The 18,797-nt window shown below is 51.9% G+C and carries 12 protein-coding genes; 1 reads left to right on the top strand and 11 read right to left on the bottom strand.

Features of this window, described 5'->3' with window-relative positions; all coding sequences use genetic code 11:
- Positions 1 to 28: 28 nt before the first annotated feature.
- Positions 29 to 850 (bottom strand): helix-turn-helix transcriptional regulator, encoded by an 822-nt coding sequence (locus tag DFP98_RS23150; protein WP_246016664.1) that lies wholly within the window; start codon positions 848 to 850, stop codon positions 29 to 31.
- A 129-nt stretch (positions 851 to 979) separates the two neighbouring features.
- On the opposite strand from DFP98_RS23150, the gene DFP98_RS23145 reads away from it, so the two are divergent.
- Positions 980 to 2,110, top strand: a complete 1,131-nt coding sequence (locus tag DFP98_RS23145) for a Gfo/Idh/MocA family protein (protein WP_116062984.1) — start codon at positions 980 to 982, stop codon at positions 2,108 to 2,110.
- A gap of 91 nt (positions 2,111 to 2,201) precedes the next feature.
- Here DFP98_RS23145 and hisD read toward each other — a convergent pair whose 3' ends face one another.
- From hisD to DFP98_RS23095, 10 genes are all read right to left on the bottom strand, one after another.
- Positions 2,202 to 3,479, bottom strand: a complete 1,278-nt coding sequence (hisD, locus tag DFP98_RS23140; protein WP_116062983.1) for a histidinol dehydrogenase — start codon at positions 3,477 to 3,479, stop codon at positions 2,202 to 2,204.
- Positions 3,480 to 3,609: 130 nt separating this feature from the next.
- Positions 3,610 to 5,280 carry a hypothetical protein gene (locus DFP98_RS23135; RefSeq protein WP_116062982.1) on the bottom strand — a complete coding sequence of 557 codons (1,671 nt, stop codon included), beginning with the start codon at positions 5,278 to 5,280 and terminating at the stop codon, positions 3,610 to 3,612.
- Positions 5,281 to 5,314: 34 nt separating this feature from the next.
- A complete protein-coding gene (locus tag DFP98_RS23130) occupies positions 5,315 to 6,133 on the bottom strand; it encodes a carbohydrate ABC transporter permease (RefSeq protein ID WP_116062981.1) in 819 nt (272 codons plus the stop codon).
- A gap of 9 nt (positions 6,134 to 6,142) precedes the next feature.
- Complete coding sequence (locus tag DFP98_RS23125; RefSeq protein ID WP_116062980.1) at positions 6,143 to 7,039, bottom strand: carbohydrate ABC transporter permease; 897 nt, start codon at positions 7,037 to 7,039, stop codon at positions 6,143 to 6,145.
- A gap of 78 nt (positions 7,040 to 7,117) precedes the next feature.
- Positions 7,118 to 8,671, bottom strand: coding sequence for an ABC transporter substrate-binding protein (locus DFP98_RS23120; RefSeq protein WP_116062979.1), 1,554 nt, complete (start codon positions 8,669 to 8,671; stop codon positions 7,118 to 7,120).
- A 111-nt stretch (positions 8,672 to 8,782) separates the two neighbouring features.
- Positions 8,783 to 9,718, bottom strand: coding sequence for an AraC family transcriptional regulator (locus DFP98_RS23115; protein ID WP_116062978.1), 936 nt, complete (start codon positions 9,716 to 9,718; stop codon positions 8,783 to 8,785).
- 109 nt (positions 9,719 to 9,827) lie between these two features.
- Positions 9,828 to 13,853 (bottom strand): discoidin domain-containing protein, encoded by a 4,026-nt coding sequence (locus DFP98_RS23110; RefSeq protein ID WP_181917888.1) that lies wholly within the window; start codon positions 13,851 to 13,853, stop codon positions 9,828 to 9,830.
- 148 nt (positions 13,854 to 14,001) lie between these two features.
- Entirely contained in the window at positions 14,002 to 14,976 is a 975-nt protein-coding gene (locus DFP98_RS23105; protein ID WP_116062976.1) for an AraC family transcriptional regulator, read from the bottom strand.
- 285 nt (positions 14,977 to 15,261) lie between these two features.
- A complete protein-coding gene (locus DFP98_RS23100; RefSeq protein ID WP_116062975.1) occupies positions 15,262 to 17,079 on the bottom strand; it encodes a cache domain-containing sensor histidine kinase in 1,818 nt (605 codons plus the stop codon).
- A complete protein-coding gene (locus tag DFP98_RS23095; protein WP_181917887.1) occupies positions 17,076 to 18,680 on the bottom strand; it encodes a response regulator transcription factor in 1,605 nt (534 codons plus the stop codon). The genes DFP98_RS23100 and DFP98_RS23095 overlap by 4 nt, the downstream gene beginning before the upstream one ends.
- Positions 18,681 to 18,797: the final 117 nt, after the last annotated feature.

Here is an 18,797-nt window from a genome sequence, read left to right as displayed (position 1 = left end):
GCAGCCTGCGTAACATCACAGTTGGAATCTATTCATTTGTTTGATCCGCGATTTGCAAACGGTATTGACTCGGAGAAACATTGAATTTCTTCTTAAACGTCTTGCTCAAATGAAATTCATCGTAAAATCCGAAATTCAGCGCGACTTCATGCAGTTTAATATCGGGATGGTTCAATAAGAACAGGCGCACCGCTTCCATCTTCTGATCGAGCTGATAGACGTATATGCTTTTGCCGTATTGCGCCTTAAAATGCTTCATTATTGTGCGTTCATTCAAATAAAATTCCTCCGACAGCTGCTTGGCCGTAAAAAAACGCTGCGGATGCTGATGAATAAACTCAACAATTCGTTCGGCCATATTCGGTTTATCCATTGCAACAGCGGCATGCTCGTATAATTCCAACAGCAGCAGATTAAAGAGGACGGACAGCTTCTCGTTCTTATACGGGTTTTCGGATAGATACGTGTACACAATTTGCTGAAAAGTCTCTTTGACTTTCGAGCTGCCCTGGCAATGGATCACCGTATTCAGTCCAACATGAGTAGCGGCTCCTTCTGCTCCTTCACTCATGACCGTATGATCCTGCTCATCATAATTTACATGCAAATACATTGTCTTCGTATTGGGGCTGCAAGGCGTTAATCCGTAATGATGCTCCCCGGCGCGAAGCAGAATGACGTCGTTCGGATACAGCTTATAGCACTGATCGTTCTGATAGATCTCCCAATACCCCTCTTCAATATAAACAAAATCATGCTCCTTCATCACCCTGTTCGGGTGCAGGGTTTCATTTACGTAAACATTGCGATTGGCGCTGCCAATGATTCTGTTCTCATTGATTCGATACATTTGCTTCAATCGCTGCCCCTCCATAAATATCTCATTAATACATTTTATACATGCTTCGGCCCGATTTATCAATGTGTTTTTCCGCTCAAACGCTCTACTATTGAGATAAATTCGCTGGGAGGGACAACAATGAAAAAGATTAACGTGGCACTGGTAGGATTAGGGTTCGGAGGGGCTTTCGGCGAGATCTATCAGCATCATCCCAACGTAGGAACGATCGGCATCTATGACGCAAGCAGCGAGCTGACGAGAAAAACTGCTAGCTACTATGGCATCGCCAAAACCTATGACAGCTTCGACGAAATTCTCCGCGACGATTCGATAGACGCCGTTCACCTTGTCACGCCGATTCCTCAGCACGAGGAACAAACCGTACAGGTGTTGGAAAGCGGCAAGCACTGCGCTTGTACGGTACCTATGGCGATCTCCCTTGACGGCATTCGCCGCATCACGGAAGCGACGCGCAAATCGGGCAAAAATTATATGATGATGGAGACCACCCTCTACACCTATCAGTTCTTTTACGCCCAACAGATGATAACGAGCGGCGAGCTTGGCAGAATTCAATTCCTGCGCGGCACCCATTATCAGGATATGGCCAACTGGCCGGACTATTGGCTCGGCCTTCCGCCGATGTATTACGGCACTCACGCCATTGGGCCGATGGTCGCCCTCTCCGGATCGAGAATTAAACGGGTCAGCTGCGTAGGCTCGGGAACGATGGAAGAACAGTTAACGAAGCGGTACGGCAACCCGTTTCCTGTTCAAAGCGCCCATTTTGAGTTCGAAAACGGGTTAAAGGGCGAAGCGACTCGTTCTCTGTTTGAAACTGCGCGGGAATATCAGGAGGGCATGTTCGTATACGGAAGCAGCAAGAGCTTCGAATGGGGCTTCAAGGACAGCGACAAACCTTACGTTACAACGGCGCTTCCGGCGGTCGACGGCAGACGCGGGCGTAACATGACCGTCGAAATCGTGGAAATGCCTAACTATCATCAATCGCTTCCGCCAGAGATTCAGCGCTTTACGGTCGGCGGCAACTACGATCCGCTTAACCCGCAGGAGTCTCTTCAGAAAGGCGCGGGCGCGGGCCATCACGGCTCGCACCCTCATCTTGTGCACGAATTCGTCTCCAGCATTATCGAAAACCGCAAGCCGTGGATCGACGAGGTGCTTGGAGGCAACATTACGGCCGCCGGCATTTGCGCTCATGAATCGGCCATGAACAATGGCGAGCCGGTCATCGTTCCTTTATTTTAGAACCTCGCCCGCCTTGGGGCTGTCCCTACTTATAGGACAGCCCCAAGTTCATGCGAGCCTCCGATTGCATAATCTGATAGTCGGCGGACAACTAGGAACGACCATATCGGCGGACACGCAGAAGCGCCTGCTCCCTATGCCCCATAAAGCGTTCGATCTCGCACAACCTGGCCGCGTACTCGCCGACCAGTGCGCTTGCCTCCGATGTACACGATTGATAAGTACACGTTTTGAGGAACTTGCCCACCCACAGCCCTCCGGTATACCTTGCCGCCCCTCTGGTCGGCAGCGTATGATTGGTGCCAATCACTTTGTCCCCGTAAGCCACATTCGTTTCCGGCCCCAGGAACAATGCGCCGTAGTTCGTCAGGCGCTCCAGAAAATATCGGGGATTCTCGGTCAGCACTTCCACATGCTCGTAGGCCAATTTATCGGCTTCGATTACAGCCTCTTCCAGACTGTCTACCACAATAATCATCCCGTTATCGTTCCAGGCTGCGCTTGCGATGTCCGCAGTCGGCAAATTCATAAGCTGTCTCTCAATCTCGAGTAGCGTTTCATGCGCAAGCTTCTCCGAAGTTGTAATCAGTACCCCAGGCGAAGTCGGCCCGTGCTCGGATTGGCCAAGAATGTCGCAGGCTACCATCTCCGCGTCCGCTGTGTGATCGGCAATGATCATGACCTCCGTCGGACCCGCGAACAGATCAATGCCGACTTGGCCGTACAGCTGCCGCTTGGCCTCGGCCACGTAGGCGTTCCCCGGACCGACAATCATATCCACCGGCTCGATCGTTTCCGTGCCCAGCGCCATAGCCGCCATCGCTTGCACTCCGCCGACAATATAAATCTCATCCGCCCCCGCAAAATCCATTGCGCAAACCGTGGCTTCCGGAATTTCGCCATTTATCGGCGGCGTACAGCCAATGACCCGATTTACGCCGGCTACTTTGGCGGTAAGGATACTCATATGCGCCGACGCCACCATCGGATATCGTCCGCCCGGAATGTAACAACCTACGCTATTAACCGGAATATTGCGATGTCCCAGAACGACTCCGGGCAACGTCTCTATCTCCAGATCGCGAATCGTAGCTCGTTGCTTTTCCGCAAAATTGCGTACTTGTTCCTGGGCGAAGCGAATGTCCGTCTTGGTTTGCTCGGGTACTCTGGCGATAATTTCGTCAATTTGCCGTCGGCTCAGTCTGAACTGCTCCGGAGACCAATTGTCGTATTGCCGGGATAGCTCGCGTATCGCTTGATCTCCGTTCTTCTTCACCTGTTTCAGAATGCCTCGTACCGTTTCGTAAACCTTAAGCTCCTGCTCTTCCGCTTCCGTTTGGCTTTTCCCCATCTTAAGAACCTTTGCCACTGAAATGATCCCCTTCTTTCTGAGCTGTATCAACCCGCGCTTCCCGATGCGACCCTTCTGTGTCCGCCGACCACCGCTAACCGAATTTTTTGGCCCGTCTCGATACATCCATTCCATGCCATAAAGCTAATCAGCGAGAGGTTAAACTGTGCGGTCCCTTCACCCAGTCATTCCGATCGGGCGTAAGAAAGTAACGATCAAGAAATTCGTCCAAATCTTCCTCGAGCACCCCGAGAACGGTTTGAATCGGTTCTGTCGATCGTTGGTTTTGTTGATCCTCTTTCAATAACGCCGTCAGTTCGGCAAGAAGCCGCTCCGGCACATCCCGATGGTCTTCGCGATAAGAGCGGATGATGCGAACCAGATTCGTTTCCCGCAAATGATACGCATAGGACATAGCCCGCCTCTGGAAACCGTCCAACTCGTCCAAGTTTTTCTCGAATATGTCTCGAAGCGACGCAGAAACCCGTTCAAGAGCGTTCCGTCCTGCTTGAATGGCCGCTGTCGCTCGCTCCGCGCTCAATTCGCATCGAAGCTGAATATCCTCGATCATCCAAGGGTCCGGCTCAAGATCGTCGGTTTTCATGAAGATTGCCCGGCGCGTGGAATCCCATGAGGGAGTGTGGCATTGCTGCCCCCGGATGAACGCGGCAGTCATGGAATGCGACACGTCGCAAAGACCGATCTTGCGGGCAAACCAGGAGACATCCCACGGAAACAGCTCGAACGATTCCGAGCTCAACCGCCAGAATGCCTTCATTTCTTCGGCTGCCGTCCCATAAGGTTCGGCGAGCTCCCCCAGCGCTTCGTCGTCCCCAATGCCGGGATTCCGAAAGAACAGCTCCGTAACCCGTAAATTCGGGTCGGGCTTGGTCATATCTATACCGAAGTATTCCTTGACACCCGCAGCGCCGGGAATACCGGCTATCGCCCTGAGCTGGCGCAAGGTGACGAGCGGGTAAGCGATATGTTCGTAAGGCTCGACTTCCTCCGTTGCGGAAGTAAAGAAACCTTCAACCACAAACGGGATATTCCGTTTGACCGCAAGATTGGCGGCATTTTTCAAGAAACGATCTACCGGAAGCGTAGCGGTAACTTCGGCAATATTCGAATGCAGCGCCAGACTGACGCAATCCGCGTCAAGCTTTTCGATCGCTTTCAACACCTGACCCGCGGACAATTCCCATGGCTCCCACCAAAGACGTCCGCCGGTCAGCCGCTTCCACGTTCGGGCGAGCAGATTAACGAAAGGGACGACGCGCTCGTCCAGAGGAATTCCCCGGCACGACTCGCAGGTTCCAAACTCGTTGCACAGCCAGGCATCCTGATCGTAGGTATAGAGCAACAGATCGTCAACCCCGGGAAACTCCTCGTTAAACCGTTCGAGCAGTGCTACGTATCGGTCGGGCGTTACTCCGTCCAGCAAGCAATTATCGAGGGGCAGATCTCGATAACCATCCTTTCCGTTGTAAGGAGCGCCGAAATGGAAAATGGAGCGCAGGCCCGCCTGCTTGCACAACCGTATACGCTCTTTGAGATCGTTTCTTCGCCGCTCCCATGCGCCCGAAGAGGAATCGCCGCCTATCGGGATCTCCTGCTCGTATTTAAGCGAAGCTTCGCCGGATAACGCTACGACGTCCTCCAAATTTAACGGTTCGTCGTGAGGACGCCCGCCCCAGGCGATATTCAGCTGCAGGGCGTTAAATCCGATTTGTTTCATGGATCTTACCGTCTCCTCCGTCCATGAGACAAACTTGACGGGACTTCCGATCAATCCGATTTTGTACTTCAAATTTGCCATTGAGCAGCGTTCTCCTCTCTTCTCTGCAGCGGGTTCAAGATTTAAGCGCTCCCGACGTAATTCCTTGCACGAAATATTTCATACCGAACATAATGACCAGAATCATCGGCAAGCTACCGATGATATAGGCGGCGAAGGATAATCCGAGATCCGGCCTGCCGTTGGTCGTCATATTAACCGCCTGGATCGTAAAAGTAAGATGAGGCTCTTTCAATATAATCAGCGGCCATAGGTAATCGCTGTAAACGCTAATAAAGGTAATGATCCCCAAGGTCGCAATAACTGGCATACTTAAGGGAAGCGCGATGCGCAAGTACAAATAAGCTTCTCCGGCGCCGTCCATTCGCGCAGCTTCGAACAGCTCTTCCGGAATTCCTTGAAAGAAGGTCCGGCAAAGAATGATTCCGACCAATTGCGTTCCCGATATATAGGGTAAAATCAAGCCCCAGAAAGAGTCCGTCAAATTCAACTGGGAAATAATTGCGTATAGCGGAACGATATTCAACATGGACGGAATGAGCATTACGCTGATAATAAGCATAAAGAGGATTTCTTTGCCCGGGAAACGGTTGCGGGCGAAAGAGTAACCGGCCATCGAACTAATGAGGACTGCCCCGGCTACCGTAACGCAGCAAACGAACAGAGAGTTGCCGATGCTCCCGGACACGGCGCTCCAGGCCGTAGAATAGTTCTCCCATTTGAGCCCTTCCGGAATTCCCCAGAAGTCGACCACAATATCGAGATGATCCTTGAACGAAAGGAACAATAGCATGGCAAACGGAACAAGGGTAAGGAGCAGTAGAACCGACAGGCTGAGAACGACACCGACTTCTGCAACTCTGTAATTTCTCATAGCCCGGATTCACTCTCTTTCAGACTTGAAAATTTTTGAGACCAACAGCGTCAGGAGGAGAATGCTCACAAACAGAAAAATGCCGACCGCGCTGCCGTATCCGTAATTGGAGTTTTTGAAGGCCGAGTTGTACATGATGAGCGACGGCACCGTGGTCGATACTCCAGGTCCTCCTCCGGTCAGCACGATAATTCGCACAAAGTCCTGCAAGCTGCCGATGATCGTCAGCAGAAGCACGACTTTGAACTGCGGCGCGAGCAGCGGCAGATGAATTTTAAGAAAAATATTCCGGAACTTGGCGCCGTCCATTCTGGCCGATTCGATAATTTCCTTGTTGAAGCCCGCGATCGCGGCGAGAAAGATAAGAAACGGCAAACCCGTGATATAGGGAAATCCCATGAGGATAACTGCCCATATCGCGGTATCGCTCTCTCCGAGCCAAGGCCTTGCCAGAGAATTCAGACCTGCAAAAGACAAGAAATGATTCAGCAATCCGTTGGAAGGGTTGTAAACGGACAGCCAGATCAGAACGAAAACAATTCCGGGGATAAGCATCGGAATCACAAAGCCCGTACGAAACAAGTATTGAAGCTTCGTTCCTCGCAAGGACAAAATCAACTCCGCCGCCAATAAGGGGAATACGATGCTTTTGACAATATCCGTGACGGTAAACAGAAGTTGATTGGATAGCGCGATTCGAAACGTATTGTCGTTAAACATGCGAATATAGTTGTCCAAACCGATCCATTTCGCTTGAGCCAAGTTCCAGTCCGTAAAGGAATGATAGATGGAAGTCAGCATCGGATAATAGAGAAAGATCAAGACGAACAGGAGCGAAGGAACGATAAAAATATAAGCTTTTAACCAATATCGGATTCTGTCGGGACGAAGAGGCTTGTCGCTCATAATCTCACTCCATGTAAGCAAGCCGTCGAGGGAGAACCGCGTTCTCCCTCGGCCTGTATGATGAATTCCGTGTGCAGCTTATGGATTGGTCTTCGGATCCAGATCGTATTGTTGAGCCTTGATATATATATCCATATCCCGGTTCAAAATGTTGTCCTGCTCGGCCAAAAATTCATCCAGCGATAGTTTGCCTTCATAGTATTTCAATTGCGCGGATTGCTTGGCTTGATTCGTGTCCGAGGAAGGAACCGCATTGGCGATCGCGTATCCCATGCTGCCATCGACTTTGAAGCCTGTAAGATAGGCGTTGACTTCGTCGGGCAGCTTCACCCCAAGCACTAGGCTCGGACCTTGAACGAACTGTCCTGCCGCAAGCGTCGTCTCGAACACTTTCTGAGCGACTTCCGGCGAATAAAGGTACATCATGAAATCCTTCGTCCGGCTCTCTTGCTCCGGGTCCTTCTTATCCGCGATTCCGAGCAGATGGCCCGGCACGAGAATGCCTCGCGGTTTTCCCGGAAATAGCGGGTCGGCCTCGGCGAACTCGGGGAATTTGAACGTTCCCCATGCGAAGGCTTTATCGCCCAGCTTCTTCATATCGTCGAGCAGCGTTCCCACCTGCCAACTGCCGTTCCAATAAATCGCCGCTTTCTGCGCAATGAACAGTTGGTAGACGTCCGGATCCTGCATCGTTGCGTAGCCGGGCTGGTAATACGCGGACAATTCCTTCATGACCGTCCAGATTTTGCGTTGGGCAGCTCCTTGCATATCGTATTGCTTGTTTTTGAGAGCAAGCAATTGCTTTTCCGGATCGTAACTTGCGCCGAAATCGAAGTTTCCGTTGTCAGGAGAGTAGGCAATACTCGTATTCAATTTATGGATCTTCTCGTTGTAGCGGGCATCCCCCGGCTGAATTAACAACTCTGGGTAAAGACTTTTGGCGCTCCAGTCGAGAAACGCCTGCGTGATCGTCGATTCGAAGCCGAAAGGCATCGTAATCGGAATATATCCGGCATCTTGCAGCTGCTTGCATGCAGCGAGCAATTCCTCCCACGTTTGCGGCTCGGAAATTCCCAGCTTCGCGAAAACATCCTTGTTGTAGTAGAATCCTGTGCCCACCAGATCGAATGGAAGATAGGCAACGTCCCCGTCCCGGCTATACGTGTTCTGGTGGTATTCGGGATCGATTCCCTCGAATACGGTTTTGTCGCCGTTGTAGGGATTCGGTTGGTTCACGTAATCGTTCAGCTTCAGCAGCCAGCCTTTGTCGATCGCATCTGCCGAGCTCGTTTCCCCGATCAAATTAATGTGAACGATATCGGGAGCATCCTTCCCTCCCGCCGCCATCTTGGCTTTGAAGTTCGCTTGATACGTATCGTTATCCTTAATGACATCGATGACGACTTCGGTTTCCGGATTCAGCTTCGTGTACTCTTGGGCTGCCTCCTTCAATCCATCCGTGTAATATCCGGCGATCGTGGCGAATGTGACCGTACGCTTTTCTTTGCTTTCGGCGGAGCTTTGCGGTTCATTCGATTGCGACGCATTCGTGCCGGAATTCGAACCTGAACAGCCTGCCGCCATCACCAGGACGAGCGAGAGTAGAATGGACCCGATCAGCTTCTTTCTCATTTCTGTATTGCCCCCTATATTCGTATTGAGTTAACCTACTACAATCGTAATTTTGAATCGCTTTCATTTATATACAGAAAATCATCGTTTTCTTTAACAGAATCACTTTCCTTATACTTCGGTATGTTTGAACTCGCCTGGCGTAAGACCTTCTATTTTTTTGAACACCCTGCTGAAATACGACACGCTTTCGAATCCGGCCATATCGGAAATTTCGGAGACGGTTTTAATGCCCTCCCGAATTAATTTTTTCGCATATTGAATACGAACTCTGGCGACATATTCTCCGGGCGTAAAACCCGTGCATTTCTTGAAATTGGAGATAAAATAATTCAAGCTCAGGTTGGCTTTCGCGGCAAGTCCCTCCACTGTCAGCTTGGAGGCAAACGAGCTATGAATATGTTCAATAATGACCGCGATATGGGGGTCGGCAATTCCGGTACCTTTCCGTTCTTCCTCTACCGTCACTTCTCTGTACAGGTGCATGATCATCGATTGAAAATAAGACCGCGAAGCCAGCAACCATCCGGTTTTCTCGGCCCACACTTCCTCCAAGATCGACTTCATCAGACTTTTAATCGTGTAGTAATTGCGGGGCTTCATCAGGATCGGCAGCTCGGGAAGCGCCTCTTTGAACGATGCCGCGCCTTTGAAAACGGAGATTTCGTCTCCGGGCGACAGAGGCATGATCGGGATCGACTGCTCCGGCACCAGCAGTTGATAATGAATCCAAATATATCTAAGCGGCACGCCGGTCGCGGAGATATGATGGGGCGTATGCGCAGGAATATGAATCACCCTATTTTCTTCCGCGAGATAAGAGTCGCCGCCGATACGATACGTTACGCTGCCCTTGAGGACCATCACGATAAGATGAAAGGGAAGCGAACGCACATAGTGATTGCGGGAAAAGTCGTATTGCACGTTAAGTACCTTCCCTTGGTGAACGGCCTCCGGGTACTCCCACTCCTCCTCCCGATCCTCGTAACCGACGTGATAGATGATAGGCAACATTAAACTATGATGTTGAACATGCAGCTTCTCCAACTTCGTTCATCTCCCGGCCTAACAAAAGCGGCGGTGCAGGCGATCATCTGCACCACCATTTTGTTTTCGTTCTTCACGGATTGTCGCCGACTTTCGGTTTATGGCCGAATCACGACGGGGAACCGGAAATCTTCTTGTCGTCCGCCCAAAGCTCGCTCAGTTGAAACACGTAATTGTTATTGTCGTCTTGGCCGAGCTGTGTTGCGTAAATACGCACATGCTTAGCCGTCACGGGCGAGCTGAACGCGAACGTCTCCAAGCTGCTGCCCGGGTTCGAATAACCGGTATAGACTTGACCCGGAACGTCCGTCCAGGTTGCGCCGTCCATGCTCGTTTGAATTTTGAAATCCACCGGAAATCCGCTGCCGCCCGGCCGCGGCTTCAACCGCACTCGCTCGATCGTATGGGCTTTGCCCAGATCAAGCTGAATCCACTCGGTCGCATTCACGGTATGCGCAGTACTGGACCATACCGTTGCTATATCGTCGTCGATCGCTTGACTGGCTTCCCATCCGCTGCTGTACGTGGAAGACGCCGAGATTCCGGCGCGATCGGCCACGTCGAAGTCGCCGTCCAGTGCCTTCAGTTCGATCCAATCGATGCTGGTCGTCCCCGTCGCGTTCGTCGCCGGGTCGAACCGTAAAGCCGTAATCGTGCCGCTCCATTCGGGATGGCCGGTCAGATCGACCTCGTACGTCGTATAATTCGGATCATTGGCAACGATCGTAAAATCGACGCGCTTGCTCTCGTCCATGCCGGATAGTGCGGTCGCCCAATACAGTTGCGCGGTCGTACTGGCCGTACCGTTCTTCATGCGCACGACGAACCGCTTCTTTTTGGCCGCATCGACGTTGATCGATTGGGTCATGCTCGGATCGTTGCCGCTAATCTCCGCGTTAAACGTACCTCCGGCCACCTCCCGGTCAAGGAGGTGCGTGAATCCCCCCCATTCCTGTTCGTCGCCGTCATAGTTAAAGCTCCAGTACTCATCCCAGTTGAACGTCTTGCGAAGCATCAGCCACGGAGCTTGTCCGGTGCTATCCCATATCCAATGAGCATCCGATCCGCCCGGGAAGTTGACGACGGGTCCGCGTGTCGACGAACTATACGCCCCTTGGCTGGTCGCTTGCGTCCAATTGCCGTCCGCCAAGGCCAGACCTTCGTAACGATCCTCTCGTTCACTCCTGATTTTCCAGCTTGCGTCGGATACAATCTTGCGTCCGTCCGGCAACGTGAAGTCGGCAAGGAATCCGCCGGTCGAGCCGGGAGCGTTCACCGCTTTGACGGTAATGACGTTCTTGCCCTTCAGAAGAGGCCATTTATACCGGACGGAATCGTCGTCACCGTTGTGCCCCCCGATACCGCGTCCATTAATACTTACCGGGTAATAATCCCCCGAAGCCCAGCCTACCATCGTGTCATACTCGATGGTATCGAGATTAACGCCCAATCCCGCTTCGCGAGTCAACGTCACGCTGCCTCCGGGACTGAGGCTAATGGTGATGTCGAACAACCCGCTTACCGCCGTTCCGTTAACTTCCCAGTCTGTATACGGGCTTTCGTTCTCCAACGCCTGAAGGCGCACCGACGAATTGGAAACCGTGAGCTTCAGGTTCATATCCCAATAACGGAAATTCGTTACGCCGGCTTGCGTTAATCCGGACGACGGCATATTGGGCTTAATCTGCAAGCCGTCCTTGTCCATCTTGATGCCCATGAATCCGCGAAGCAGCGCAACGGGGACTAGGGCGCTTTCCGGGAATTCTCCCCAAGTGCCGACGCTGCCGGCATAGGTGTGCTGCACCGTTTCGCCGTTATACAGCGTTTTGCCGCCGCTGAGATGGTCCAGCGCATAACGGTCGATGATCTCGGAGAAACGGCCGTAGGCATTGTTGGCGCCCAAATATTGCGCACGGCTGGCGATTTCGTAGAACGTGGTGTACAGCGCAGCGCCTCCGTCCTGAATTTGGTCGCCGTAAGCTCCGTAATTATCCCACGCCGATACCCACCACCCTCCTTGCGCTTTGCTCGGGTTGGACGTAACGGTCGCGCGGGGGGCGAATACGAACTTGCTGAACACGTCCGCCTCTCCGGAGGAGGTCGTCACCGTCTCCGCCCAATTGAAGAAGGCCGTCGCTTTGGCGCTGTCTCCCAACCCGTAATAGAACGCGGCTACGTTCAGATAGATTGGGCCGTAGTCATGCTCTACTCCGTTCACGTCGATCGTCTGAATGTAGTGGTTCGTTCGCCAGAAGGTGGTGTCGTACGCCGCCTTCAATTCGCTCGCATAGCCGTTCAGCTCTGTGGCCCTTGCGGTATTTCCGACCAGTTGTTCCAATTCGGCCATGGCCGTCAAAGCCGCATAACCGTGCATGTTGCTGTACGCATCGATATACCCATGCGGCAGGATGTCCCAATAATCGCTCCCGTTCTCCGTTACGCTAATGCCTTCGTGATCGGATTGGGTAATGATGAAAAGTTTTTTCGTAGGGTTGTAATAGTCCAACATGTAAGTCAGAGCCGCGCGCATCCGGTCGATCTGAGTGGATAGCAGCTCCCGATCCCCTGTCGCGACATAGTAACGGTAACCGCCTAGAATAAAGTTGGCGGGCGTATCGATATGATGCAGCGTGTCGCTGCCGTCGCCCGGAAACGGCCACCCCTTAGAGTTGTCCCAAGTCCAGGGGTAACCGTCCGGGTCTTGCCGCTGGACGAGCATCGAGTACTTCTCGCCCGTTCGCCATGCTTCGTCTTGCAGCCAATCGCGAATCGTGCCCATCCACTCCCGCCAGGTCGGGCCGCTGCCGATATGTCGCTCGTAATTGCGTTCGTAGAACATCTCGGTGAGCGCGCTCGTCATCGCGGCATCCGTGCCCTCGAACACGGGAAAGCCTTCGGGAAGCCAATCGCTGCTTGGCTCGACCGTGAAGTTCAACTCGCGAACCAAGGTTTCGCCCGTATTCAGCACGTACGGTTTGAAATAAGGAGAGCCTGTCCCTTCCGCCGCAAAAAACGGGAAGGTCATCGAATCGATGCCGACAGCCACTTCCACGGTCGGCTGATTGTATTCGATACGCAAATCGTAATCATGGCCGTTCGCGCCGTGAATATAAAGCGGACTTTGCCGCAGTTCGAACGCGGGGCTGTACGTTCTCTCCGCGCCGCGCTTGTAGACATAGCTGGAATGGTACTGGTTATCGCCCCCGATCATGTACTCGAACGGCACGCGGTTGCGCACCGACACGTCAAAGCCCGGATCGTACCATTGCATCGGCATAATATATCCGATATTGTGAAGCGGAATATTGTTCGCATTGGACGTAATCGTAAACGTGTTGCTCCACTTGTTGCCGTCCAATTCGATCACCCAGCTGCCGGTCACGTTCAACGTGCCGTATGCCCCGAACGTTATATTGCTCAGCGTTAGCGTGTTTCCGGATATCGTGGAGGTAACCGCGGTCCCCAACCCCGGCAGAGTGTTCGTCCCGCTGCTCGCCGTCAAATACAAGTTGCCCGCAAGCAGATTCTCGCCGTAGCTCCCCGAACCGGTCGGGTCGAACTGAACGAGATCGATTACTCCGTAAATTCCGGAAAGCTTTACATAACCGTTGGCCAGATCGTACCGGTCCGCCGTCGTATTTAGAATTCGCATATAATCGATTTCGAACGTGCCGCTGCTTCCCTGACTCGGATCGAAGCGGAGTTCGGTAACCGTTCCCGTCCACGACGCGGGAAGCTGCACGCGAAGCTCATGCCACTCGTTGTCCGTCTGCACAGAGATCGGCAGGCTATAGGCTTCCGAATACCCGTGCCCGGTCGTTTTCCAATACAGCTGCGCCGTTCCGTTTCCCGTACCGTTTCGATATTGCAGCACAAACTGCTTGTTATCGGCCGCGTTTATGGACACCGCGGGACTTGTTAGCTGCGAATCCGCGCCGCCGAGCGTCACCTGCAGCATTCCGTCGGTGACGGAAGAGCTCGCGATATCGTTGCCGGGCGTCCACCCTTCGTAATTGCCGTTCGTCTGCCAGTTCCACTCCGCGGTCGCCTGCGCCGCTCCATACTCGGGACGGACGAGAGCGGCGACCGCAAAAATCGCGGCTGACAGAATGATTGTTCGAATCGCCTGTTTCATTATACCCCTCCTAATAATGAGTTGCATCGAAAGATAAAACGCTTTCATCTCTCATTATAGGAGGTCGTTATCGTCCAATCTTCTCGTATTCTCGTTATTGTTTGCACAATTCTACGCTATTCGGCCAGGTATCGACCAACCGATTTCGTCACTCCGAATGATGAACATGGGTCCGCAATTTATACGACTTATACTCGCTGGGAGGAATGCCCTCCAGTTGGCGAAACATTCGGCTGAAGTAAGAGAGGCTCTCAAAACCGACGCGCGCGGCGATTTCGGTCAGCCTCATGTCCGTGTCGCGCAGCAGCATCTTCGCATGCCGGATACGGAAGCGGAGGATATATTCGTTCGGACTGATCCCGACGATTTTGCCGAATCGCGAGATGAAGTAATTCTGGCTTAGGTTCACGAGGGCCGCGAGACTCGATATGGCCAACTTGGTATCGTAATGCTGATGAATGTGATCCAGGGCTCTTTGGATCGCAGGGTCGGACACGATCGCAGGACTGCTCCGGTCCGTCGCTTCGCGGAACAGCGCGGTCAGCAGGCATTGGAAGTTGGCTTTGGAGGACAGCATAAATCCGGGAGGCTCGAGCATGAATTCCTCGACTGTTGTCGTGAACAGTTTACGAACCAAATTCGGATTTTTGGGTACGATTACGGTCGGAAGATCGACTACGGCCTCCTGAAAAACCGTTTCTCTGCCGTATCGCGCTTCTTGCTCGGCTGGATACAACGGCAGCAACGGCTCCTCCTGCGAGGGGAGCAGCATTTTGTAATGAATCCAAATGTAGTTGGCGGGCAGATTAGCGCTAATATGATGCGGCTGATGGGGCTGGAAGTGAACGACCTCATTCTCTCCGATCGTCGTTCGAAAATCGCGGCAGGTGACGACGACTTCGCCTTGAAGGACCATCATCAGCCAATGATAAGGAAGCGTACGGACGTAGCATCCGAGCTCGGAGGCGTACCGGGCCTGGACTAATCCGCCTCTCATTTCACGTTGCGGATAACTCCAATGCCCGTCCCGAATCTCCCAACCCGCGTGATAGAGCATCGGGAGAAGTAAGTTGGCGGTGAGAAAGCGTTCCTTCGTAAAGATTAACCGATTGTTGGCGCTCATGTTCGGACTGCTCCCCGTGTTAAGATGATGTGGTCGATGCTAATTTTCGATAGACAACAAACGAGGGGTTCCATTTAAATATAACATGCCGCCTGCAAATGCTTCAGCATAAAATGATCGATAATCAAAGAAGGTGTATATACCTCCCGGAGACTGCCTCATACGCTCCTGAAATTACCTTATCACGGGTTTCTCAATTCCCATTTCAGGAGCGTATAGCATCGGAGGGAGGTATATACACCTTCATCTTGTTCATCGATTATCTTTCAGAGCAACTTGGTTGGCTTATAGGACAGCCCCATGTGCAGGCAATCGAATCCGAACCGTCGTACCTTCGCCATAGACGCTGCGATATTCCAGCCCATACTCGCTGCCGTAGTACAGCTTGATTCTTTCGTTCACGTTTTTGATGCCGTACCCGCTGTTTCTGGACCTTTTATCCGAGTTCAGGATGTTCTTCAGCACCTCCTCCTCGATACCCGGCCCGTCATCGGTTACGGACAGTTCAAGCTCCTCCCCTTGGCATTCCGCCTTCACTTGAATGCGGCCCGTTCCGTTCTCCTTTTCCAGAATCCCGTGTAAAATCGAATTTTCGACGATCGGCTGCAGCACCAGTTTAATCAGATTGAGCTCCAGCAGTTCTTCCGGAACGTCAATTTCAAGCTGTATGGAGTCGTCGAAGCGGATATTTTGAATTTCGACGTAGGCTTTAATATGTTCAAGCTCATCCCTCAGCGAGATAACCTCCTCGCCTTTGCTCAGGCTAAGCCTGTAGAATTTGGCCAGCAAATACAGCAGCCGATTGATCTCCTCGCTCTTGTTCTCCTTCGTCATCCAGCGTATGCATTCCAGCGTATTGTACAGAAAATGCGGATTGATTTGCGCCTGCAGCGCTTTGAGCTCCGCTCCTTTGACGGATTTCCCCAGATTGTACTTTTCCTCGATCAGATCGGAAATTTTACCTAGCATATGGTTAAACTTCATGCCGAGCTGCCCGATCTCGTCATGACCGCCCCGAAAAACGACAGGCTGCTTAAAGTCCCCTCGCTCCGTCTGCTTCAACTGCACGACAAGCTTCTTGATGCGGCTTGTGATTGTGCTCGATATAAAAATGGCAAACCCATACGCAAGCACGCACAAAACAAGCACGAACACGGCCGTCTCCTTCTTGACCGACTCCGTCGTTCTAAGCATGTCTTCATCGGGAATGAACGACAGCAGCTTCCAATCCGTCCCTTTAACGTCCTTGTACAGCAGCACGCCATGCCGATTTTCGATTTTAATTTTGGCGCTTACCTGCGCCTCTCCCGGCTCCTGCAAAATATCGCTGATTTCCTGCTGCTCCAAGCCGGCCGCCAATAGCTGAGGATCGCCGACGCTGGTAATGGTTTGCCCGTTTTCGTTAACGAGCGCCACAAGCGACGAGGGAGTCGCTCTCGCTCTTGCGATAATATCGTGAACATCGCTTTCCAATAGATCGATCCGACAAGCGCCCAATGTCTGATGATAGTTTCCGAGATTGCGAATGCGACATAGCGCGGAGATCAAGTTGGTCTGCCCGCCGTGCCCCGGGTCCAAAATCCCGCTTGGCAGCCAGATGAGCTTCCCTCCATTCTCCTCCATCCGCTCGACGATTCCGCTCTCCGCCAGGCTGCTCCAATTAAAGAAGTGATCCCGCTCGTTCGCGAACACCAGCTCGCTCGGAACGTATAAGCCGATTCGGTAGATGTCCTTGCTTCTCTCCAAGCTATATAGGAAATTAAGATTATCCCGATAATATTCGTCCTGGATAATGCTTTCATTGTATTTGTCGGAAGGCGTATACTTGAACAGCTCCTGAATTTTGCTCTCCATCATGACGATGTTGGCAATGCTGTTCACATTAAAAATTTTATACTCCAAATACCCCGCGGTCTGCTCGAACGCTTGGCCGGCCGTATATTCGAACTGGTCGATCAGCCTGGCGGAAAATTTATCGTAGAGGTAATAGCCGAATACGAGCAATGGGATAAAAATAAAAACCAACAGAGAAGTATAGAGCTTTTTCCGCAGCCCAATGTTATTTACCGCTCCCACAATCCCCTTGATCACCGCGTTTCTCATAGGAAAAACCTTTTTCTGAACTCGGAAGGGGAAGCGTTTTCATATTTCCTAAACACTTTCGCGAAATAGTTCTCGTTATCGTAGCCCACTTTTTTGGCGATTTCATAGATTTTAAGATTTCTATCCTTCAGCAATTCCTTCGACTTTTCAATCCGCACTTCCGTAATATAGTCGTTCAGGGTCTTTCCCGTTATTTTCTTGAAAAAGGTGCACAAATAGCTCTCCGAGAAATTCTGACTTTCGGCGATCAATCTAACCGACAGCTTCTGATTAGGATACTGGTGTTGGATAAACTTCATAATCTCGTAGACGTTTCTCCCGTAAGCCTCCTTATCCTCTACAAGCTTAAAGAAGACCTCCACTTGGTCAACCAGATACAAATGAATCTTCTCTAGCGTATCCATACCGGATATGGACCTCCACAAATATCCGTACAAGTCCTCCTCGTCGGTTAATCTGACCCCTCTCTTCTTGGCCATGGAATGCAAGTCGAACAGAAGCTTCAAATATCGATTGCGGATCATACCGTTATCGGAAACCTTCGAAGCCGCGAGCCCGGAATAGTAATCGTTAAGCAGCAGCAGCGCTTCTTTTCTCTTGTCGCCTCCCAGATACTCGCCGAAAGCCGCCAGAAACGCATCGTCCGGAAGCGGATTTCCGCTCTCCCGAGCGCTCAAGCCGTTGGAGAAGATAATCGTATTTACACCCTCGTAAAATTGCATTTCAATCGCCTTCATGGCCCGGTTAAAAGAGTTCTTCAGCCCGACCAGCCCGTATACGGGCAAACCTACGCCAATCGTCGCCGCATAGTTCCCTTCGCTTACCGCCATAATTTTCTCCCGCAGGACGTTAAGCTTGTTGTCCCAATGCTGAACGGCTTGGATTCTTTCTTTGAAATGAACGAGGTACAGCTCACTATCCAAAAAGCCGGCTACGAACCAATCCGCCAGCTCGCCGAGGAGGCTGTAAATTTTCGAAGAGAGGAGGCTTCGGCAGCTTTCCTTTTCATTGTGCGTCAGCGCTCTGTTCCAGTTGAATTTCACGACCGCCGTCGTATAATAGCGATCTGCTCGATACTCGACTCCGGCGTCCTCGAACGTCCCTCTTAGCTCGGCAGGATCGACATCCGATTTAATCAATTCCACGGCCAGCTTTTGCCGAACGAGGTCCGTATTTCTTCTAACCTGGTCTTGCATCCTGTCGTCCTTGGCCTTCTGATCGCGCTCGGACTTGTATTGGACGACCGCCTTGGAGAGCGTGACGATCAGTTCGTCCTCGTCAATCGGTTTCTCGATGTAGTTGAGCGCGTTCAGCTTAATCGCCGACTTCAAATACTCCTTATCGCTATAACCGCTCAAGAAAATGATTTTGCACTGCGGGTACTTCTCGCGCAGACGGGTGGCCAACTGGATGCCGTCCATTCTTGGCATGGACACGTCGGTCAAGATAATGTCCGGCTCCAGCCATTCGGCCTTCTCCAGCGCTTCGACTCCGTTTCTGGCGTCTTCAACGCGATCTATTCCAATCTGATTCCAGGGGGTATGCTTCAGTAACCCTTCTCTTGTAGCTCTCTCGTCCTCGACCAGGATCAGCTTGATCACGAAACTTCCTTCCTCCCTGCTTGGAGTGGCGCTTAAAAGTTGGATATCGATGATAGAGGCTAAAATCTCCTTCGGATGCGAGAATCCCCACAAAGTGACGGTAAGCTGCGAAGCTTA

It is taken from the genome of Cohnella phaseoli, assembly GCF_003386235.1.
GTDB lineage: Bacteria > Bacillota > Bacilli > Paenibacillales > Paenibacillaceae > Cohnella > Cohnella phaseoli.
This window is presented reverse-complemented; position numbering and strand designations above follow the sequence as displayed.